The sequence below is a fragment of the Euzebya rosea genome (assembly GCF_003073135.1).
GTDB lineage: Bacteria > Actinomycetota > Nitriliruptoria > Euzebyales > Euzebyaceae > Euzebya > Euzebya rosea.
Window position 1 is genome coordinate 134,593 of the sequence record NZ_PGDQ01000001.1, and the last position, 21,242, is coordinate 155,834.

The following is a 21,242-nucleotide window of genomic DNA, read 5'->3' on the forward strand; positions in this document are numbered from 1 at the left end:
GGGGAGAGAGACCGGGCCGCGAAGCCGACGGGAGCCTTGAGGGGGGTGGGCGGCTCCCGCCAGCAGGTCGTTCAGCGCTGGAGGAGGGCCTCCTGCGACTCGGGGCGGGCGATGAACCAGCCCTGCGCGTAGCGACAGCGGAGCCAGCGGAGGCCCTCGAGCTGCTCGGCGTGCTCCACGCCCTCAGCGATGACGGGCAACCCGCGGCTGCGACCGATGTGCACGGCCATGGCGGCGGCGGTCGCGTCGGGTTCGTCGAGGCCGATCTGTGCGGTGAGGTGGCGGTCGACCTTCAGCATGTCGGCGTCCAACCGAGCCATTTGCTCCAGCGTGGAGTACCCCGTGCCGAAGTCGTCCACCGCGAGGCGGACACCACGTCGCCGCAGGCCGTTGCGGACCGCGGAGTCCGGGGTGGGTGAGGCGATGCCGGTCTCCAGCACCTCCAGCACGAGCATGTCGGGGTCGGCACCGGTGGCGATCGCGGCGTCGTCGATCATCCACAGCAGCTCCTCACGGGCGAGCTGCTCGGGCGGCAGGTTGACGCTGACGTGGCGGACGTCGGCTGCACGGGCGCTCCACTCCACCGCCGTGGCCATGGCGTGGCCGATCATGCGCCGGGTCAGCTCCAGCTGGAGGGTGTCGTCCAGCAGGGGCAACACGATCGCGGGGGACAGCCGTCCCAGGGAGGGGTGGTCGATGCGCATCAGGGCTTCTGCGCCCACGACCTCGTTGTCGCGCAGGTCGAGGATGGGCTGGTAGATCGCCGACAGGTTGTCGCGAAGCAGGCGCGGCAGGTCGTCGCTGACCAGGTGTCGCAGGTGCAGCTGTGCCTCGACGGTGCGGTCGTGGATGCGGACGGGATGTCCGGCGCTGGCCAGGGCCAGGGCACGACGAGCACGGGAGATGCGTTCCATGGCCGAGCCGCTGCGGGGATCGGGCCGGCTGATGCCGACACGCAGCTCGACCGGGACGATCTGCCCGTCGACCTCCAGCGGTCGTCGGAGCTGGGCGAGGACGAACTGCTCGAGGTCCTGTGCGGACACCGGGGTGGCGATGCGCACCGCCACGACCGTCTCGTGCTCCGCGACCCTGGTGGAGACCGCGGTGGAGCCCTCGCCGATCAGCCGGGACTTGAGCATGCGGACGGCGTCGTCGAACATCGCACCGGTCAGCGAGCGGGCGATGGTGACGTTCTCGACGCGCAGCACGGCGACGATCACAGGTGTGTCGCCCTCGATGATGCGGTACATCTCGGTACCGTCGACGGGGCGCACCAGGTCCGTGGGAAGGAACCCGCTGCCGAGGATGTGGTCTGTCGCCATGTGAACAAGCTTCACAGGCACCGGGGTGACGCCGAACCATCACCCCGGGAGACACTTCCCGACGACGTCTCCCGTTGTCGTTCAGGTTTGGTCGAGCGCCCCCGGTTGCAGGGCCTTCCAGGCTTCGACGGCGGCTCGCCGGCTGGTCACCCCGAGCTTGCGGTACAGCCGCCGCCGGTAGGTCCGCACGGTGTTGTGGGACAGGTGCAGCTCCATGGCGATCTCGCGTTCGGTGAGCGCGGTGTCGAGCAGCCGTATGACCTTGCGTTCGCCGTCGGTCAGCTCCTCACCGTAGCCCTCGAGCGTGGGGCCCTCGCCCAGCTCGCCGCGGACCCGCTCGACGATGCGCGGCAGGACGCCCGGGTCGGGGATCTCGTCGAGGATCCGTCGCACGTCGGCCACCAGCGCCGACGGGTCGTCGGTGCGGACGCCGGCCCCGTAGGCGTCGGCGACTGCGTCCCCGACCGGCGCACCCGTCGCCAGCCGACGTGCGCGGGCCAGGCGGACCATGGCCTGCGCTCCCGGTTCGGGCATGCAGGCCGAGATCAGCTCCGCATCGACCAGCCCGTCACGACCCGCGACGCCGTCCTCGGAGAGGGCGACCGTGACGGAGGTGATGAAGTGGGCGAGGTCGGGTGCCTGGGTGGTGCGCTGCTCCAGCAGCTTGGCCATCGCGGCATGCGTGGCCGGGTCGTGCTGACCCTCCAGCCAGGCGATGAGGGCGAGGTAGGAGTGGGCCACCGCCCGCATCGGGCCCGGGACGTCACCCCCGGTCACCATCTCGAACGCGGTGATCGCCGTGTCGAGGTCGCCCGCGAGGAAGGAGGCCATGCCCATGTCGAGGGGGGCCCGCGTGCGGATGGAGTCGGCGTAGCTCCACTCGGCATCGACCTCGGTGTCGCGCAGCAGCGCAAGGCCCTCGCGGACCGCCCGGACGGACTCGGCGTACTCCCCCTTCCTGCGCAGCAGGTGGGCGCGGAGGCCCTGGACCTCGGCGCGGATGAACCTGCCCCGTTGCCCGCGGATGGTGGTTGCCGCGGCGGTGCGCATCGCCTCGGTCGCGAGGTCGTCGAGGCCCGCCTGCACCGCCCCCCACGCCGACGCCAGCGACAGCTCCGGCAGGTGGGGCAGACGGGACTGCAGGGTCGACGCGAGCTCGTGGACACGCAGCCCGTGGCCGGAGGTCGACATGCCGAGGTGGACGCGCAGCAGCAGTCGTGCGGCCTCGTAGTCGTCGCCGCTCTGCATCGCGAGGACCGCGCCCTCCTCGAAGTCGCCCTTGCGGACCATGGCCCACGCGGCGTTCAGCACGACTTCGGTCGCCCGGTCGGGATCGGTCGTCCGCAGCTCGTGGCGACCGAAGTCCCTGATGATCGGGGGCACGACCCACGTGGCGCCGTGCAGGTCGGTCCTTGGCTCCAGCAGCCGGCGGACCTGCAGGTCCTGCAGCAGCCGCGCGCAGTCCTCGCGGCCCGTGGCGGTCGTGGCCATCGCCACCGACACGTGGGGCAGCATGCACAGCTCCAGCAGGAAGGTGGAGAGGTGGTCGGGCAGCCCGTCGACGATCGCCTCCCGGAGGAACCGCGCGACGGGCTGGGCGCGGATGTCGAAGACGGGGCCGTGCGGATCGCGGGGGGACGCGAGGACGACCCCTGCAGCCCACCCACCCGTGGCCACGTGCAGCTCGTGCACGCGGTCGTCGTCCAGCGCGCCGTGCCTGGACGCGGCGATGCGCGCGGTTTCCGCCTCGGTGAGCACCAGCTCGTCCTCTCCGAGGACGAGCGCGCCTGACCCCCGTTGCAGCCGGTCGGGGTCGAGCAGCAGGTCATCGCGGGTGGCCAGGACCAACCGCAGGTGCGGGGGCCTGTAGCGCAGCAGCCGACGGAGACCGCTGACGATCGACGGGTGCCGGAGCTGGTCGAGGTCGTCGATCACCAGCGTGACGGGGTCGTCCAGGTGCTCGAGGTCGCACACGCCCATCCGGAACGCCAGCGACTGGGCGGCGTCGGTGGCGTTTCCTGCGGCCACGAGCGCCTCGGTGAAGAGGTCGGGATGCACCATGGCGAGGGCTTCGAGGGCCGCGGTGAGGAACACCTGGGGGTCGTCGTCGTGGGAGTCCAACGACAACCATGCGGTCGCGGACGGTCGCGGATGGCGGGCGTACTCGCTGAGGAGCGTGGACTTGCCGAAGCCATCCCCGGCGCTGAGGAGGACGACGCCGCTGCGCGCCAGGCCGTCCTCGATGGCCGAGACGAGTGCGGGCCGGGCGACATGGCCGTCGGGCAACGGTGGGGGCCGCAGCTTTCCCGGCCACGTGCGAGGCCCGCGGCCGTTCCGACCCGCAGGGGAAACCGCCATGTGCGGTAAGTGTACGGGAGCGACGGAGCCGCTTTCCCGGCTACCGCACCATTGCATTCAATGAACATGATTCATTTGCCATGACGGTGGGTGGCTCCGCGTCCGCGACTCAGGCCGGGTAGCGGGCCCACAGGTCACGAACCCAGCCGGTCACGGCACCGATGAACAGCTCGGAGTGGGGGCCTCGGTCGCCACCGGTCATCCATCGCCGCAGGTGCTCCTCGTCGTCGACGGCGACGGCGTGCATGCCGTGGTCGGCGCCTCGGACGATCACCAGCGTGACGTCGTCGTTGCCGGCGGCGCGGAGCGCGGCTGCCGAGTCGTGGGCCTGCTGGACCGGCACGTTGATGTCCCTGTCGCCGTGGATCACCATCACCGGCTGGGTCACGTTGGCGAACTGCTCGGGGTAGGCGTGCTCGAGCTCCTGGATGGTGCGGGTCAGGTACCGGATGTGGGGCTCGCCGTCCTCGTCGGTCCACTCGAAGGTCGTCTCGCCCCGGCGGGCGGCTTCGAGCATCGCCGGCCACCGGTCCGCCGTGGCAAGGGCACCGGGCTTGTTCGCCTCCAGCGCCTCCCGTTCGGCGTCGCCACGCGCGGCCCAGGATCGGATGAGCGCGTAGATGTAGTCGGCGAACTCGTCGATCTCCTGGTGCACCCCGCCCCACAGGACGTAGCCGGCGGGCACGTCGGTCCGTGCAGCGGCGCGACAGGTGAAGTGTGCCCCCGCGCTGGTTCCCATGACGACGATCCGTCGCCGGTCGATCCATTCGTGGGCGGCCAGGAAGTCCACCGCGGCCAGGAGGTCGACGACGTCGGTCTCCACGCTGGCGTGAGCGTCGCGGTCGCCCGGCGGGTCACCCGCTGCACGGTCCCCGCCGGTGCTCGCCCCCACACCACGCTTGTCCCAGCACATCTGGGCGATACCCGCCGCGGCCAGCCGATCGCCGACCCAACGATGCCGTGGATGGGGGTCCACGGTGCCGTCGGGCAGGACCTGGTTGCCGTAGCGATCCTGCGGCCCGGTGCCCGCCACGCTGAGCACGACCGGATGCGGTCCTGGCCCGTCGGGCAGCACCAGGTCGCCGACCAGCAGCTCCTCGCCGCTGGGGAAGCTGACCTCGGTGCGGGTCCAGGTGCCGTCCATCTACGACGACACCACCGAACGGGCGAAGGTGCGTGCCGGGTGGTCCTCCGGCAGCTCGGCAAGGGAGAAGACCTCGCCGTTGTCGGCCTCCTCCTGCAGGTGGTCGCGAGCCCCGATCATCGCCTGCTGCATCTCGGCGTACGTGCCCGGCTCGCCCTTCAGGATGAGGATGACCGCGGGCTCCTCGAAGGGCGTCTCGAAACCGGTCGGCACGTCGGGGACGAAGTGGAACAGGTCGCCGGCCTCGATGACGGTGCGGACCTCCTCGCCGTCCTCGGTGGTGCAGAAGACCCAACGCCCGGAGATGGTGTAGATCAGGCTCTCCGTCGGGTGGGGGTGGGGGTAGCACCACTGCCCCGGGTGCATGACGATCAGGTGGGAGCGGATGTCGATGCCGCCCATCAGCGGGACGAGGCGACCCTCCAGGGTCTCCACGCCGGGCTGCTCGGCGACGTTGCGGAGCACCCGGCACTCGCCGATCCGTTCGAGTCCCTCGGGTTCGGTGGGCAGGGCGGTGGTGGTGGCACGGTCGGTCATGGTCACGGGTCCTCTCGGCTGGGGTTCGGGTTCGGGGTCGGATGTGGGCATGGCGAGGTCGGGCTCCCACGGTGGGGAGCGGCGGCGGGACTGTTCACAGGCGGGGGTTGATGCGCTCCTCCAGCGAGAACGCGAGGAGGGCGAAGCCGAGCGAGGCGGCCATGATCATCAGGCCGGGCGGGAGCACCCACCACTTCCAGGCCGGGCCGAAGAACGCGCCCCGAACCTGCGCCCAGTACAGGATCGAGCCCCAGCTCTTCTGCAGCGGATCGCCGAGGCCCAGGAAGCTCAGCGCCGCCTCGAGCAGGATCGCGCTGGCCGTCGCCTGCACGAACTCGCCGCTGGCCAGCAACGCGGTCCGGGGCAGGACGTGCCGCCTGATGGCCCAGCGGTCGGTGGCGCCCATGGACTTGGCGGCCAGCACGTAGTCACGGGTGCGCAGCGACAGCACCTGTGCGCGGATGACCCGGGCCGATCCGGCCCAGATCAACGAGCCGATCACCAGCGTCGTGGTGATCAGGCTGCGTCCCAGGTAGGCGGCCAGCACGATCAGCAGGGGGAGGAACGGCAGGATCAGGACGACGTCGACGCCCCGCATGAGCGTGGCGCCCAGCCGCCGGGGGTAGTAGCCGGCGACCGTGCCGATGGTGCCGCCGATGACGATGGCGACCGTGGCAGCGACGATCCCGACCAGCAGCGACACGCGGGTGCCGTGGATCAGCTCGCTCAGCAGGTCCTGGCCGACGTCGTTGGTGCCCAGCAGGTGGTCGGCGCCCGGCGGCGAGAACGGCACGCCGACACGTTCGGTCGGGTCGTAGGGGGCCAGCTGCGGGGCGAACACGGCGATGAGCACGAGGGCCACGACGATCGCGCCCCCGACCCAGCCGAGCACGGTGGCCAGGCGGGGCAGCCGGCGAGTCGACTCGTCGGACTGCGGGTCGGCAGGGTCCTCGGCGGGCAGGACGTCCACGGGATCGACGACCTGGCTCATGCCGACGCCCTCGTGCGCGGGTCCAGCAGCGGGTAGACCAGCTCGGCCAGCAGGTTGGCGGCCAGCACCGCGAAGGTGAAGACCAGGAAGGCGGCCTGCATGACGGGGTAGTCGCGGCCACCCACGGCCTCGAAGACGAGCCGGCCGAGGCCCGGGTAGGAGAACACCGTCTCGATCACCACCGTTCCCCCGAAGGCGTAGCCCAGGCGCAGGGCAAGCACCGTCAGGACCGGTGCGAGCGCGTTGCGGGCCACGTGGCGGAACAGCAGCCGACGTTCGGTTGCACCCTTGGCGCGGCCGGTGCGGATGAAGTCCTCGCCGAGGACCTCCAGCATGCTGTACCGCATGGTCATGTAGACCCCCGGGGTCGAGACGATGGACAGGGTCAGGACGGGCAGCACGGCGTGCTCGGCGATGTCGACGAACCGGTCCCAGCCCTCCAGCCCGCTGACGGCGGTCTCGGCGCCGAAGGACGGCAGCACCCCCAACGACACGGCGAAGCCCGAGATCAGCAGCATCCCGAGCCAGAAGGCCGGCATCGACTCCAGGCCGATCATGGAGGTCAGCAGGGTCAGGTCCAGCGCGCCGCCCCGTCGCCAGGCCGAGATGGCCCCTGCGACGATGCCGATGACGCCCGAGATCAGGAGGGCCGAACCGGTCAGCAGCAAGGTCCAGGGCAGCCGCTCCAGCAGCATCCCGAGGATGGCCTGTCCCGACCGGTAGGAGTAGCCCAGGTCCAGGGTCAGCAGGTCCTGCCAGTAGCGCACGTACTGCTGCCAGACCGGGGTGTCGAGGCCGAACTCCGTGACCAGCTCGGCGCGCTGGTCGGGAGTCAACAGGCCGACGTCGACGCCGGCGATGAGCGCCAGCGGGTTGCCGGGCATCAAACGGGGGAGCAGGAAGTTGAGGGTGACGGCGATGACCAGCACGAGCCCGTACTGGCCGATTCGTCGGGTGTCGAAGCGTCCCATCGTGCGGTCCTTCGGGTGGAGGCCGTGCGGCCGGGTGGGGGGTGGGGCCCCGGCCGCACGGCTGGTCGTGACGTGGGTTACGGGCGGGCGGCGGGCTCCAGCAGCGACAGCTTGGAAACGATGCCCTGCCCGTTGACGAAGGCCCAGCCGTCGTACACGGCGGCGTCGTAGGCGTACGCGCCGTCGGGGTACAGCAGGGTCACGAACGGGAGCCGTTCGGCGAACAGCGACTGCAGCTCGCCGATCAGCTCGGTGCGGGTGGCGTCGTCGCCCTCGACGGTCAGGGCCTGGGCGACCTCGTCCATCTCGGGGTCGGCGAAGGCGGTCAGGTTCAACGACCCGATCTCGATCTCGGAGTGGACCAGCGATGCCACGCGGCTGGCGTCGGCCTGGATCGGCGCCGACCAGCCCCACATGGCAAGGTCGTAGTTGCGGCCGTTGGCGACGTCGAAGCCGGGCCAGACCGCCTCCTCCCAGGTGGCCTGCTCGACCGACGAGACGTTGGCCTGGATGCCGATGTCGGCCAGCATCGCCGCGACGAGCTCGGCGGTCCGCAGGCGCAGGGAGTCGCCCGACGGGGTCAGCAGCTCGTAGCTCATGGGTTCGCCGTCGGCCTCGCGGATGCCGTCGCCGTCGCCGTCGGTGTAGCCGGCGTCCTCCAGCAGGGTGTTGGCCTGCTCGACGTCGGTGGTCGTCTCGACGGCGCTGTTGAACGTCGGCTGGTCGGGGTGGATCCACCCGGCGGAGCCGACGGTGGCGGCGCCGAGGAAGACGGTGTCGACCAGGTCCTGTCGGTCGACGGCCAGCGACATGGCCTGCCGCACGGCGATGTCGTCGAACGGGGCCTTGGAGGCGTCGAAGTACAGCAGCTGCGAGCTGTACTCGGGGCCCTGGGCGATCTCGATGGTGCCCTGCTGGCCGAGGAGGTCGACCTGCTCGGGGGCGATCTGGTCGAACACGACGTCGACCTCACCGGAGCGGATGGCGGCCAGCGCACCGGCGTCGTCGGCGAACTGCACGATCACGAGCTCATCCACGGTCGGGGTGCCGCGGAAGTAGTCGGGGTTGGCGACGAGGCGATAGCTCGTGTCGGCCTGGTACTCCTCCAGGGTGTAGGGGCCGGTGCCGATGTTGGGCCCCTCGAACTGGTGGGTCTCGGGGTCCTCCACGGTGGACCAGATGTGCTCGGGAAGGATCGGCACGTCGCTGAGGGTGCTCAGGGGGAAGGAGGGGCTGGGTGCCTCCAGGGTGAGGGTGACACCGAGGTCACCGTCGGCGGTTGCCTCGGTCACCGCGCCGAGGTTGCGGCTGAACCGGCCGGCCGCGTTGGCCAGGAAGTAGTCGACGGTGAAGACCACGTCGTCGGAGGTGAAGGGTTCGCCGTCGTGCCACGTCACCCCCTCGACGAGGGTCAGGTCGTAGGTCAGGCCGTCGTCGCTGACGTCAACGGTCTCCGCCAACCACGGCTGCGGGACCCCGTCGACGTCGATCTGCATGAGCGAGTCGTACTGCAGCATCAGCAGGTTCCAGCCGGGGAAGCCGGTGACGTAGGTGTAGGGCGTGAGGGTGCCCTCGTCGCCGGTGATGGCGGCACGCATGGAAGCCACCGCGGCGCCGTCGCCCGTGTCGTCGGCATCCGTGTCGTCGGCATCCGTGTCGTCGGCGTCCGTGTCGTCGTCGGTGCCCTCGTCGGGCTCGTCGGACGCGGCGGCGTCCTCCCCCCCTCCGTCGTCGGCGGAGTCGGTGGTGTCGTCGGTGGACGAGCACGCGGCGAGCACGAGGACCAGCAGGAGCAGCAGCGCTGCCCACCGGTTGTAGACGGTCGTCATGGTTGGGTTCCTCTCATCGGGTTCGGACGTCCTGGGGCGGCTCGACGGTTGGGGTCCGGCGGTCGGCGACGAGGCGGGCCCCGTCGGCGTCGACCTCGACCAGGTGGCAGGCGACCCGCCTGTCCGGTCCGGCTGTGCGAAGGGCAGGGACCTCGGTGTCGCAGACACCGGGGACCGCAAGCGGACAGCGGGTGTGGAAGCGACAGCCCGCGGGCGGGGCGCTGGGGCTCGGCAGGTCGCCCTGCAGGGGCACGCGGTCGTCGTCCGCGCCGGGTTCGGGCGTCGGCACGGCGTCGAGCAGGGCCCGGGTGTAGGGGTGCAGGGGGTCGGCGTACAGGACGTCGCGAGGTCCCTGCTCGACGACCTGCCCGAGGTACATCACCGCGACCTCGTGGGAGATCTGCCGGACCACCGCGAGGTCGTGGGCGACGAACACGAACGCCAGCCCCTCCTCCACCTGCAGCTCGCGGAGCAGGTTGACGATCTGGGCCTGGACCGACACGTCGAGGCTGGACACCGCCTCGTCGCAGACGATGACCTCGGGCTGGGCGGCCAGCGCCCGGGCGATGGCGATGCGCTGCCGCTGTCCGCCGGAGAACTCGTGGGGGTGCCGGTCCATCGTCGCCGCCCGGATCCCGACCCGCTCGAGCAGGTTGCCGACCACCTCGTCGATCTCGGACTCGGGGTGCAACCGGTGGATCCGGATGGGCTCGGCGACGATGTCGCGCACCCGCATGCCGGGGTTCATCGACGAGAACGGGTCCTGGAAGACCATCTGCACCCGGCGACGGTGACGGCCGGGCCGGGTCGACAGGGGCGTGCCGTCGATGCGGACCTCGCCGTCGGTCGGGTCGATCAGCCCCACGACGGTCCGGCCCAGGGTGGTCTTGCCGCAGCCGCTCTCGCCGACGATGCCGAGCGTCCGACCGCGATGCACTCGTAGGTCCACGCCGTCCACGGCACGCACGACGCTGCGGTGCCGGCCCAGCAACCCGCGACGCACGGGGAAGTGCACCGCCACACCGTCCATCTCCACGATCGCGTCCGTGGCGGCGGCCGCCGTGTCGACGGCACCGTCCGCGACGGGACGGTCGGGCTGCCACGCCAGCCCGTCGTCCACGCATCCGGTGTGCAGACAGGCCGACAGGTGGGTCGCCTCCCCGTGGTGTTCCAGGACGGGGAGCGTGTCGTGGCACTCGCTGGTCGCCGCGGGGCAGCGGGGGGCGAACGCGCAGCTCGCCGAGGGGTCCGAGCGAGTCGGGGGGCTCCCGGGGATCTCCGGCAGGACGTCCTCGACCGGACGGTTCAGCCGAGGGATCGACCGCAGCAACCCGGAGGTGTAGGGGTGCTGGGTGGCGTTGTAGATGCGGTCCGCCGGCCCGCACTCCACGACCCGACCGGCGTACATCACCGCGACCCGGTCGGCCAGCTCGGCGACCACGCCGAGGTCGTGGGTGATCCACACCACCGACATGCCCGTGTCGGCCTGCAGCGTCCTGACCAGCTCGATGATCTGGCTCTGCACGGTCACGTCGAGGGCGGTGGTCGGCTCGTCGGCGATCAGCAGCTTGGGGTCACACGCCAGGGCGATCGCGATCATGGCGCGCTGGCGCATCCCGCCGGAGAACTCGTGGGGGTAGCTGTCCACCCGGTCGGCCGCGGCGGGAATGCCGACCCGGTCCAGCAGCTCGATCGCCCGGGCACGGCGGGCGCGACGATCCAGTCCGGTGTGGAGCAGGAGCATCTCCTCGACCTGCTGCCCGACGGTGTGCACCGGGTTGAGCGACGACATCGGGTCCTGGAAGACCATGGCGATGTCGCGCCCCCGAACCTGACGTATGTGACGGGCCGAGCACTGCAGCAGGTCCGTGCCGTCCAGCGCGATGGTGCCCGAGACGGTCGCGGTCCCGGGCAGCAGCCCCATCGTGGCCAGCATCGAGACGCTCTTGCCCGACCCGGACTCGCCGACGACGGCGAGGACCTCACCGGGGTCGACGTGCAGGTCGACGGCATCCACCGCGAGGACGCGGCCCCGGGGGGTGCGGAAGCTGACGCGCAGGTCCTCCACGTGCAGGAGGGGACCCCTGGCGTCGGGCGAACCGGTGGTGGCGGTGGTCGGTGTCGTCAGTGGCATGCGGCGTGGATCATGGGTGACAGCGGGTTTCCGGGGCGTGACGCTAGGCGTCGGTCCGCGGGAGCATGCCAAGCCGCTCGAGGTGGTGGCGCGTCGTTTCGTGATGTTCGTGATCCCCGTCGGGGTCGACGTGCACGACCACCTCGTCGAGCTTGTCGACACCGTGGAAGAGCTCGTGGCGCACGTCCTCGGCGACTGCGTGGCCCTCGGCGACGGTCAACGACGCGTCGACCACGACGTGCAGGCTGGCGTCCAGCCGGTGCCCCACCCAACGGACACGGACGCTGTCGGTCGCGAGCACGCCGGGGACGGCTGCGGCGATGGACTCCACTCGCAGTGTGGTCGACTCGTCGACGCCGTCCATGAGGCGCCGGAACACCTGGCGCATGGCGTCGCGGAGCACGAAGAGGATCGCCACGGTGATGAGCAGGCCGATGATCGGGTCGGCCATCGGGAAGCCGAAGTAGACGCCGATCGCGCCGAGCACGACGGCGAGGGACGTCAGCCCGTCGGTGCGGGCGTGGTGGCCGTCGGCGACCAGGGCGGCCGAGCCGATGCGCTCGCCGATGCGTATCCGGTACACCGCGACGGCCTCGTTGCCGAGGAAGCCGATGATGCCGGCGGCGACGAGCAGGCCGAGGTTCTCGACCTCGACCGGGTCGACGATCCGGCGGATGGACTCGTAGCCGGCGATCACGGCGGACAGGGCGATCATCGCCACGATGAACAGGCCGGCGAGGTCCTCGGCGCGGCGGTAGCCGAAGGTGTAGGACCGGGTGGCGACACGGCGGCCGATGACGAAGGCGATCCACAGCGGGATCGACGTCAGGGCGTCGGAGAAGTTGTGGATGGTGTCGGCCAGCAGCGCCACCGAGCCCGTCACGAGCACGACGAGGACCTGCAGGACCGCCGTGACCATCAGCGCGGCCAAGCTGATCTTGACCGCGCGGATGCCCTGCGCGGAGGTCTCCAGCGCCGAGTCGAAGGAGTCGGCCGCGTCGTGGCTGTGCGGTCGGAAGAGCTCGTCGATCATCCCGCGGAGACCAGACCGGTGCTCGTGGTCGTGGTCGTGTCCGTGGTCGTGTCCGTGGTCGTGCTCGTGGTCGTGCCCGTGGTCATGGGCCTCGTGGTGGTCCTCGGCGTGCGGCGCGTGGTCCTCGGCGCCATGGCCTCGGTCGTGTCCCTCGTGTGGGGCATGCTTGGCGCCGCTGCTCGGTCGGTCGTTCGGAAGGTCCACGGGATAGCCTCGAGAGTTTCGGACGGGTACAGATATGTACGTAGATATATGAGATAGCAGACGTAGATATATCAGAGGTTACGAGGTTGTTGTGTCCGGATATCGCGGAACGTCACACGAACCGTCCGCATCGTCGGCGCAGAGCGCCACGGTGCGGGCGTACCGCCACCTGAAGGGGCAGATCCTCACCTGTGCGATCCCGCCCGGTGCGACCCTGTTCGAGGGCGCGCTGGCCGAGGCGCTCGGCATGAGCAAGACGCCCGTCCGCGAGGCGCTCGGAATGCTGTCCCACGAGGGCTTCGTGAAGGTGCGGCCGCGGCAGGGGTACCTCGTGACCGAGGTCACGCTGGCCGACGTCCAGGAGATGTTCCACCTGCGCGTGTTGCTGGAGCCGGCCGCGGCGGAGCTGGCCGCACGCAACGCCACCGAGGCACAGCTCGCGCAGCTGCGCGAGCTGTCGGTGCACAGCCACGACGCCGACTACGCCGCACTGGTGCAGCAGGCCAGCGACTTCCACGTCCTGCTGGCCGCCGCGTCGGGCAGCGCCCGCTTGGCAGCGATGCTGGAGAACCTGCTCGAGGAGGGGGAGCGGCTGTTCTTCCTCGGCCTGGACCTCACCGCCGACGTGCAGGTGCACGACAGCGACCATGCCGACCTGCTCGAGGCCCTGGAGAAGCGCGACGCCGCGCTGGCGCGGGAAACCGCACGGCGACAGGTCGAGACCAGCCGGGCCAACATCCTCGCGGCCGTGACGGCGGCGCTGACCAACCCGCTCCCGGGCGGCGCGGCATCCGCGGTGAACCTGTACCGAGGCGAGCAGCCCACCGCCTGACACCCGTTCGCGGGACGATCAGCCGAAGTTCCGCCCCACGACACCGCCGGACGCGCAACACTGGACACGTGACGCACGTGACCACGGCCGAGGCGCCAGGGGCGGTCCGCAGGGACCGCGGTCGCGGTGTCGTCGTGGCCGCCGACACGGACGTGTTCGAGGAGATGATGCTGCTCCACGGGCCCAGCGGCGCCCGGATGTCGCCACCAGGACCCCTCGGGAGGTAGCGCAGTGCAGGACCGGATGATCCCCGTGAAGCCCACGAGGCCAACGCTGGTCCTGAACGGTGCAGGCCTGCCCCTCGGTGCCATTCCCCTGTCCCGCGCCGTCTCGCTGGTGATGACCCAGCGGGCCGAGACGCTGGCCAGCGAGGGCGTGATCCGCAGCCCATCGGTCACGTTGCCGGCCCCGACCGTGATCGTGCGTGTCGGCTGGGTTCCGTCACCGGCGGGGGTGCACACCCGGGTCACCAAGTCCGCGCTGCTGGCCCGTGACCGGTGGTCGTGCGGCTGGTGCGGCATGCCGGGTGACACCGTCGACCACATCGTGCCCAGGTCCAGGGGCGGCCGGCACGAGTGGGCCAACGTGGTCACGTCGTGCCTGTCGTGCAACAACGACAAGGGCAGCGCGATGCCCGACTGGTCCACCCTGCGCGTCCGGCCGGTTGCCCCGAGCCGGCTGGTCGTGCTGTCGCGCCAGCTGGCCCGCCTCGGCCGCGGCGCGTGGGAGCCGTACCTGCCCGCCGCCTGAGGCGCCCTGCCCGAGTCGGGACCGGGAGTTGTCCACGAGGCCGGACCAGTTTCTCGACGCCGCGCCGTCCTGGCGTCGGATCATCCGGCCATGGGATACGCCTGCACCACCGATGACACCCTGACCGTCGACCCGCCGCTGAACCCCCGCGAGCGGGCCTACCTGCGCCGCCTCGGCCGCGGGACGCCGTCGCGCGGCCGGTGGCCGGGGTCGTCGCTGCCGTGGACGATCGACGACGACGGGGCCACCCTGTCGATGGATGTCGAGTTCGGCACCAAGGAGCCGATCGCCGAGTGGGTCGTGTTCCTCCGGACCCACTTGCTGGGAGAGGAGGGGCCGGCCCTCGTGGGCCGCACCTTCGCGGGCTTCACCTACGACCATCGGGTCCTGGGAGAGGCAACCGTCACCGGTGAGATCAGCACCGACCGGTGGACGCTGATGGCCGACGAGGACGGTGTGGTCGTCGACCGGTTCTCGATGCCGTGTCCGTCCTGCTGGGCCGGGACGTTGCTCACCGTGCGGCCGAGCAACGCCTATCGCTTCCTGCATCCCGTGGCGGAGGGCAACATGCTCGACGGCCGGGTCCCCGAGCTGCCGGCTCGGCACGACGCGCGCTGCATCACCTTCGGCTGGCCGCCCGTGGAGCGACAGCGCAGCATCACCTGGCCGTGGTCGCCGGACTTCCTCCACGACTGGTGGATCGACCTGTCCCGGATCCCGGACGCCCGCCCGCTCGGCTGGCACGACGACTCGTCGGCCTGGACCGGCTGACATCGGTCGGCTGACGGAGGCGGTGTCGTGCCCGTGACGGACCATCCCCTGCACACCGGCGTGCTGGCCGTGTCTCCGCGACTGACCCGGGCGGAGCACGAACGCCTGCGTGCCATGTCGGTCCACCCGGCGGGCCGAGCGCATCGTCCGGGGGACGTCGTGCCGTGGGAACCGACCGCCGACGGTCGCGCGCTTCGGGTGGTCGATGTGCTCGCCCGGGACGAGCCCATCGCCGAATGGGCGGCGTACCTGCTCGACCACCTCGCGGACGCACCCGTGGAGGCCGGGACGTCGCGGTTTCGCGGCACCGTCACCGTCGTCGGGGTCCATCCGTCGGACCGCTGGACGCTGCGCATCCGTTCCGGCCGAGTCGTGGTCGTCCGCTGCATGTTGCCGTGCCCGTCCTGCTGGGATCGGATCGTCCGGCATGCACCCTTCAGCGGCGCCTACGCCTTCGACCACCCCGACGGGAACGTCGCTGTGCCGGTCGACGGCGCCTTCGACCGCATCAGCCTGCAGCGGGCCTGTCCCGGCGACGGATGGGTTCCGTCGGCCACCGAACGGGTCATCGGCCGGTCAGGTGGTGACGCACGTTCAGGAACGCGTGTTGCCTGAACGCGGGCTGGGCAGTGCACGAGCGGACGAGTGCGTAGGTTGCACTCTCACCGACGAGCAGACGTTGGGGTACCCGAGGGAGGCAACATGCGCAGAATCCGTACGTCGTCCATGGCCACGGTCGTCATCTGGTCGGTCCTGTGGGCGGGAATGCTGCCTGCGCAAGCGGTTCCGACCACGTTGTCACAGACCGCGACGCAGAACATCGTCCAGTTCAACTCGGTGTCCTGCAACAGCGGCGCGCACACGGACAACAGCTACTTCCGGCTGTTCGACCTGCCCGCCCTCGGGCTCCGCGGCATGGACGTGACCAGCCTGACGATCGGTGTGGAAACGGCGTCCTCTGGCTCCGGGACCCAGCCTGCTGTCGTACGGCTGTTCAGCACGCAGAACGACACACCGGGCATCGACGGGCTCACCCTGCTGGTCGACAGCCCCATCGCCGTCGGCAACCAAAGCCTCACGCTCCTGGACGTGGCGCTGAACACCCCGGTGGCCGTGCCCGACTACTCCAACCTCGTCGTCGAGGTCTTCACCCCCAACGGGCAGGGTGCCGGCAACACCTTCTTCATCGGTTCCAACAGCGATGGCCAGACGGCGCCCGGCTACCTGCTCGCGCCCGATTGCGGCGTGACCACGCCGACCCCCACCGGCGACCTCGGGTTCCCGAACATGCACATGGTGCTCGAGGTCAACGGTGACGCCTCACCCCGACCGGCCCTCGCCGTCACCGTCGAGCAGGGCGCGGCGCAGCCCGACCCCACCGACCGGCTGCCGGTCGCCTTCGACGTGGAGTTCAGCGAACCGGTCACCGGCTTCGACGCCACTGACATCGACTTCACCGGCAGCACCGTGCCCGGCATGCTGTCGGCGACCGTGAACGGCATGGGCAGCAGCTACGAGGTGCTGGTCGACGGTGCGACCGGGACGGGCGTCATCACCGTCTCCGTGCCGGCCGGTGCCGCAACCGCCCCCGGCGGCGAGCTGACGCCGGCCTCGACGAGCGTGGACAACACCGTTCGCATCGGCACGCCGTCGGTCACCAGGCCGACCGCGGTCGACGACGCCTACGAGACCACGGCCGGTGTGGTGCTGGATGTCCCCGCCGATGGGGTGCTGGCCAACGACCTGGCCAACAACCTCGGTGAGCTCACCGCTGACCTCGAGGACGGCCCGTCCAACGGGACCGTCGAGCTCGATCCCTCCGGTGCGTTCACCTACACCCCGGACGCCGACTTCGCAGGCACCGACACCTTCACCTACACGGTCCTGGCGAGCGCGCGGCGAAGCAACGTGGCGACCGTGACGATCGACGTGGCCGAGCCGCCGAGCGGCGTCGACGTGCTCGTCGTGGACTCCGCGGGCGACAACGTCGACCGATCCATCGCCTGGTCCGGGTTGACCTCGACCGGACCGGCGTTCGCCGCCCTCGACGGCAGCAGTCCCTCCCTCTCCACGGCGACGAGCACCGGGGCCGCCTTCGCCCAGGACGGCGGGGGCCAGACGGTCCTCGTCGGCCGTGACGACCTGTTCGCCGACTCCTTGGCCTCCGGCGGGGCGCAGGGGCTGCTGGACGCACCGCTGCTGCTGACCGGAGGTGACGGCCTCGACCCCCGCGTCGCCGACGAGCTGGAGCGGCTCGGTGCCAACCGTGTCGTGCTGCTCGGTGGCACCTCAGCACTCTCCGAGCAGGTCGACACCGACCTGGCTGACCTCGGCTACGCCGTCGAGCGCCTCGGCGGCGCCAGCCGCATCGAGACGGCGGTCGAGATCGCCGGTGACATCGCCCCCACAGCGGACCGGGCCGTGCTCGTCCGCGGCTACCCGGCAGGTGATGCGGACACGACACAGGCGTTCGCCGACTCCCTGGCTGCCGGGGCGCTGGCTGCTGACCTCGGCATCCCGCTGTTGCTGACGGAGTCCGGCGCCCTGTCGACGGCGACAGCCGGCTACCTCACCGACGCTGGAGTCACCGAGGTGCTCGTGGTCGGTGGGACTGCTGCCGTCGACGAGCAGGTCGTGACCGACCTCGGGGCGCTGGGGATCACCGTCGAGCGCCTGGCCGGTGACACCCGCTACGCGACCGCGGTCGCCATCGCGGCCGAACGCGGGGCACCCACCGCCGCGGACGCCGACGAGACCATCCTCGTGGACGGTGCCGACCCGGATGCATGGGCCGATGCCTTCCCCGCGGCGCTGCGAGCGAGCCGCAGCCTCGCCCCGATCGTGCTGGGCCAGGGCGAGACGCTGCCGGCCCCGACCGTCGACTACCTCCGGGGTGGCGGCACGTCGCTCGTCTGTGGAACGACCACGACGAGCGCCGCCTGCGACGCCGCCGAGGCCGCCCTGAACGAGTGACATCGACCGCGTGATGCACCACGGCCTCGGGGAGTCCCCCTCCCCGAGGTCGTGTCGTCCGACGGTGATGAACCACCTTCGGCGGTTGGGTCGCCGGGGCGCAGGGTAGGTGACGGGCCATGCGCACGATCCTCGCCCAGACCGCCTCGCCCACCCCCGACGCCGTGGTCGACGTCGACCCATCGGCCCGGATCGCCGAGGGTACGGAGGATGCGCTGGCGTCGATCGCCGAGCAGGTCCCGCAGATCCTGCTCGCGATCGTCGTCCTGGTCGTGTTCGTGCTGCTCGGACGGCTCGTCGCGACGCTCGTCCGCAAGGCGCTTTCCTCGACCACGGACCGTTCCGACTCCTTCCTGGACGTCATGTCCCGTCTCGCCCGAGGAGGCGTGGTGTTCCTCGGGGTGCTGGTCGCGCTGGTCATCGCCGTGCCGAGCGTCGACCTCGCGGCCGTGATCGGGGGCCTGGGCATCTCCTCGGTCGCGATCGGGTTCGCGTTCAAGGACATCCTCCAGAACACCCTCGCCGGACTGCTGCTGCTGTTCCGACAGCCGTTCGAGATCGGCGACCAGATAGAGGTGGCCGGGCACACCGGCACGGTCGAGGCGATCACCATCCGCGAGACACGCCTGAAGACCTACGACGGGCAGCGCATCCTGATCCCCAACTCCGACGTCTACTCCTCCTCGGTACGGGTCCAGACCGCCTACGACGTCAAGCGGTCGGTCATCGCGGTCGGGGTCGACTACGACGCCGACCTCGAGCGGGCCAGGCAGGTCGCCCTGGAGGCCGTCGAGGGGGTGGAGGGCGTCGAGTCCGACCCGGCGCCGCAGACCCTGTACACCCAGCTCGGCACGTCCACGATCGACTTCGACGTCCGGTACTGGACCTCCTCGCGTCAGGCAGACATCCGGACGGTGCAGGACCGCGTCGTCGTGGCGCTGACCAACGCCCTCAACGAGGCCGGGATCGCCATGCCGGCCGACGTGATCGAGCTCGACGCCCGCGCGTCGTTCAGCGAGGCCGTGACCCGGGGTCGCCAGGACCGGGCGGCCTGACCGTCGCCCCCCGGGGGCTCAGCCGTGCACGCCACGGAGGTGTGCCAGCACGACGGGGTCGACGTGGTCGTCGTCGGCCCAGCGCTCCTCCAGGTTCTCCCAGCCCATGAAGTCCATCAGCGCCGCCGGCAGGGCGGTGTGGTCGTCCAGCCAGCCACCACGGCGCAGGAGCGCGGCGACCTCGCCGCGGACCTCCCCCTCCAGCGGGAACCACGCCGAGGGCGGGGTCCGGTCGAAGTGGAAGTCCCTGACCTCCAGCAGCTCGGCCAGTCGGCTGATCGGGTCCTCGTCGTGGTCGACCCGGAGGTCGACCAGCCGGTCGTGGTTGCCGCCGTACCCGCCGCCGGGCCTGGCGACGACCAGCGCCGACGACTCCATCCCGCGCTTCTCGCCGCCCGCGTCCTGACCGGCCTGCAGCGCGGCCAGCAGCCGATGGGCCAGCGGACCGGTGTGGTCGAGGAACGTCGTCGCCATGGCCGCCAGCACCTCGGGGCCGGCCAGCACGTTGCCCTGCACGGCGTAGCCCGGTCCGACGAGGGATCCCCGGTGGTCGAAGCAGTCCTCTCCGGTGTGCGAGGCGGCACGCCCGTCAGCCGCCACGAGGCCGGTTTGCCGCTGGGACGCCATCGGGTCGGCGCGAACCAGCGCGTCGAGCACGGCGTCGGGGTCCTCGCCCGCTGCCAGCCGATCGAGCGCCCGGGGCCCCACGGTCACGTCCGGGAACGCCTGGACCGCCGCCGCGCCGACGCCTCCACGTGCCCACGGCACGATCGCCCCCACCGCGAGGAACTTGGACTGCACCGCCACCCCGACGTCGCCCGCGTCCGGGTCGGCGCCGACGATGGAGAAGGTGGAGAGGTGCAGCGACGGACGACGGGAGCGGGTCATGCCGCGGAGCCTAGAACCGCGTCGGCTCAGCTGTCCTCGCCGACCGAACGCAGGGCAGCGGCGACGAGCTGGTCGAGGCCGAGCTCGTCACCGGTGATCTCCGGCGTGAAGCCCATGCGGACCACGACGAGGTCGGCGGACGGCACGACGAAGACCTTCTGGCCGTCGTGGCCCGATGCCCAGAACGTGTCCGACGGGAGGTCGGCATGCTGCAGGGTGCCGTCGGGCATCCGGTTGGCCCACCAGTGGGCGGCGTGACCCTCCTGTTCGCCTTCCCGGGGTTCGGTTCGGCTGGAGTACTCGACCCAGTCCTCCGGCAGCAGCTGCACCCCGTCCCACTCGCCACCGCGGGCGAACCACAGGCCGAACCGTGCCCAGTCGCGCGGCGTCGCCCACAGGTAGGAGGAGCAGACCAGCCCGCCGTCGGCGTCGGGTTCCAGCACGGCCGACGCCATGCCGAGGGGCTGGAACACCAGTTCGTGGGCCAGCTCGACGCCCATGCCCGTCCGGTCCTGCAGCAGGTCGCAGACGATGTTGGTGGTGCCGCTGGAGTACTGCTGGTGGCTGCCCGGGTCGTGGACCAGGGGCTGTGCGGCCGCGAAGCCGCCCATGTCCTCGCGCAGGTACAACATCTCGGTGATGACGCTGCCCAACGAGTAGGCCTCGTCCCACTCCAGTCCGCTGGACATGCGCAGCAGGTCGTCGAGGGTGATGTCGGCACGGCCGTCGGTCCAGTCCTCGTGCAGGTGGTCCTCCTCGACGTCGAGCTCGCCCTCGGCGACCAGCCGGCCGACCATGGCGTTGGTCACCGACTTGGCCATGGACCAGCCGAGCTGTCGGGTGTCGGCGTCGAACCCGTCGGCGTACCGCTCGGCCACGATCCGCCCGTCGTGGACGACCACGACGGCACGGGTCCCGACGGCCCGGTCCTCCGGGTCGTCCTCGGCGAAGGCGTCGTCGATGGCCTGCGCCAGCAAGCCGGTGTCGACCGCTGCCGGTGGGGCGTCGACCCGGTCGCCGTCCGGCCACTCGCCGTCGGCGTCGGTCGTCACGGCTGGTGGGCTCGGCAGGTCGGGACGATCCTCGGCCAGCGTGCAACCCAGGCCGTCGATGTGGTGGGCCGTCTGCCGGAACAGTCCGAACACCCCCGCGGTCGCCGTCCCCTCCGAGGCGTCCACGCTCGTCGACATCACGGGGACCAGCGGGTTGGGCGGCAGGTCGGCGGCGGGCGCATCGGCGTCGCGGCCGGCGACCAGCTGGACGGCGCAGGCGTTGTGCGAGGCGTACCCGGTGCCGGTCAGCAGCAGCGGGCGGGCCCATGCGACGGCGCCCCCGAGGGCCACGACGACGAGGAGCAGGACGAGGAGGAGCATGCGGCGGCGGCTCATGCGCGAACCATAGCCACCGGGTGGCCGGACGGTCATCGGTGGCCGGGGATGTGGCACCGGAC

General features: G+C 71.2%; 18 protein-coding genes. 7 read left to right on the plus strand and 11 right to left on the minus strand.

Translation table 11 applies throughout. The features are described from left to right. Positions 1–71: 71 nt before the first annotated feature. The 9 genes from CUC05_RS00530 to CUC05_RS00570 all read right to left on the minus strand — a co-directional run bounded on the left by CUC05_RS00530 (position 72) and on the right by CUC05_RS00570 (position 12,319). Positions 72–1,322: an EAL domain-containing protein gene (locus CUC05_RS00530; RefSeq protein WP_108664122.1), complete on the minus strand. Its 1,251-nt coding sequence runs from the start codon at positions 1,320–1,322 to the stop codon at positions 72–74. A gap of 81 nt (positions 1,323–1,403) precedes the next feature. Beyond that, positions 1,404–3,680 carry a LuxR C-terminal-related transcriptional regulator gene (locus CUC05_RS00535; protein WP_157965045.1) on the minus strand — a complete coding sequence of 759 codons (2,277 nt, stop codon included), beginning with the start codon at positions 3,678–3,680 and terminating at the stop codon, positions 1,404–1,406. A 109-nt stretch (positions 3,681–3,789) separates the two neighbouring features. Next, on the minus strand, positions 3,790–4,824 hold the full coding sequence (locus CUC05_RS00540; protein ID WP_108664124.1) for an alpha/beta hydrolase family protein: 1,035 nt from the start codon (positions 4,822–4,824) through the stop codon (positions 3,790–3,792). Further along, complete coding sequence (locus CUC05_RS00545; RefSeq protein ID WP_157965046.1) at positions 4,825–5,361, minus strand: cupin domain-containing protein; 537 nt, start codon at positions 5,359–5,361, stop codon at positions 4,825–4,827. It abuts the gene before it with no gap. A 94-nt stretch (positions 5,362–5,455) separates the two neighbouring features. Then, positions 5,456–6,352 (minus strand): ABC transporter permease, encoded by an 897-nt coding sequence (locus tag CUC05_RS00550; RefSeq protein ID WP_108664126.1) that lies wholly within the window; start codon positions 6,350–6,352, stop codon positions 5,456–5,458. After that, a complete protein-coding gene (locus CUC05_RS00555) occupies positions 6,349–7,323 on the minus strand; it encodes an ABC transporter permease (RefSeq protein WP_108664127.1) in 975 nt (324 codons plus the stop codon). Before CUC05_RS00555 ends, CUC05_RS00550 begins: the two co-directional genes overlap by 4 nt. A 77-nt stretch (positions 7,324–7,400) precedes the next feature. Next, positions 7,401–9,152 (minus strand): ABC transporter substrate-binding protein, encoded by a 1,752-nt coding sequence (locus CUC05_RS00560; protein WP_108664128.1) that lies wholly within the window; start codon positions 9,150–9,152, stop codon positions 7,401–7,403. Between the two features lie 13 nt (positions 9,153–9,165). Further along, a complete protein-coding gene (locus CUC05_RS00565; RefSeq protein ID WP_108664129.1) occupies positions 9,166–11,286 on the minus strand; it encodes an ABC transporter ATP-binding protein in 2,121 nt (706 codons plus the stop codon). Positions 11,287–11,329: 43 nt separating this feature from the next. Then, the gene (locus tag CUC05_RS00570) at positions 11,330–12,319 is read right to left on the minus strand and encodes a cation diffusion facilitator family transporter (protein WP_205712056.1); all 990 of its coding nucleotides are present in this window, start codon (positions 12,317–12,319) and stop codon (positions 11,330–11,332) included. A gap of 355 nt (positions 12,320–12,674) precedes the next feature. Between CUC05_RS00570 and CUC05_RS00575 the strand changes: the two genes are divergently transcribed. The 7 genes from CUC05_RS00575 to CUC05_RS00600 all read left to right on the plus strand — a co-directional run bounded on the left by CUC05_RS00575 (position 12,675) and on the right by CUC05_RS00600 (position 18,904). Continuing rightward, a complete protein-coding gene (locus CUC05_RS00575; RefSeq protein ID WP_157965047.1) occupies positions 12,675–13,355 on the plus strand; it encodes a GntR family transcriptional regulator in 681 nt (226 codons plus the stop codon). Positions 13,356–13,423: 68 nt separating this feature from the next. Beyond that, positions 13,424–13,582, plus strand: coding sequence for a hypothetical protein (locus CUC05_RS24370; protein WP_157965048.1), 159 nt, complete (start codon positions 13,424–13,426; stop codon positions 13,580–13,582). Between the two features lie 16 nt (positions 13,583–13,598). Next, positions 13,599–14,105: an HNH endonuclease gene (locus CUC05_RS00580; RefSeq protein WP_170127882.1), complete on the plus strand. Its 507-nt coding sequence runs from the start codon at positions 13,599–13,601 to the stop codon at positions 14,103–14,105. Between the two features lie 90 nt (positions 14,106–14,195). After that, on the plus strand, positions 14,196–14,876 hold the full coding sequence (locus tag CUC05_RS00585; RefSeq protein ID WP_108664133.1) for a hypothetical protein: 681 nt from the start codon (positions 14,196–14,198) through the stop codon (positions 14,874–14,876). Positions 14,877–14,909: 33 nt separating this feature from the next. Beyond that, the gene (locus CUC05_RS00590) at positions 14,910–15,491 is read left to right on the plus strand and encodes a hypothetical protein (RefSeq protein WP_157965050.1); all 582 of its coding nucleotides are present in this window, start codon (positions 14,910–14,912) and stop codon (positions 15,489–15,491) included. A gap of 87 nt (positions 15,492–15,578) precedes the next feature. Beyond that, the gene (locus CUC05_RS00595) at positions 15,579–17,849 is read left to right on the plus strand and encodes a cell wall-binding repeat-containing protein (RefSeq protein ID WP_108664135.1); all 2,271 of its coding nucleotides are present in this window, start codon (positions 15,579–15,581) and stop codon (positions 17,847–17,849) included. A 119-nt stretch (positions 17,850–17,968) separates the two neighbouring features. After that, a complete protein-coding gene (locus CUC05_RS00600) occupies positions 17,969–18,904 on the plus strand; it encodes a mechanosensitive ion channel family protein (protein WP_108664136.1) in 936 nt (311 codons plus the stop codon). A gap of 18 nt (positions 18,905–18,922) precedes the next feature. On the opposite strand, the gene CUC05_RS00605 is transcribed toward CUC05_RS00600, so the two are convergent. Beyond that, a complete protein-coding gene (locus tag CUC05_RS00605; protein WP_108664137.1) occupies positions 18,923–19,792 on the minus strand; it encodes a DUF1028 domain-containing protein in 870 nt (289 codons plus the stop codon). Between the two features lie 26 nt (positions 19,793–19,818). Beyond that, the gene (locus CUC05_RS00610; RefSeq protein WP_108664138.1) at positions 19,819–21,180 is read right to left on the minus strand and encodes a serine hydrolase domain-containing protein; all 1,362 of its coding nucleotides are present in this window, start codon (positions 21,178–21,180) and stop codon (positions 19,819–19,821) included. Between the last annotated feature and the right edge of the window lie 62 nt (positions 21,181–21,242).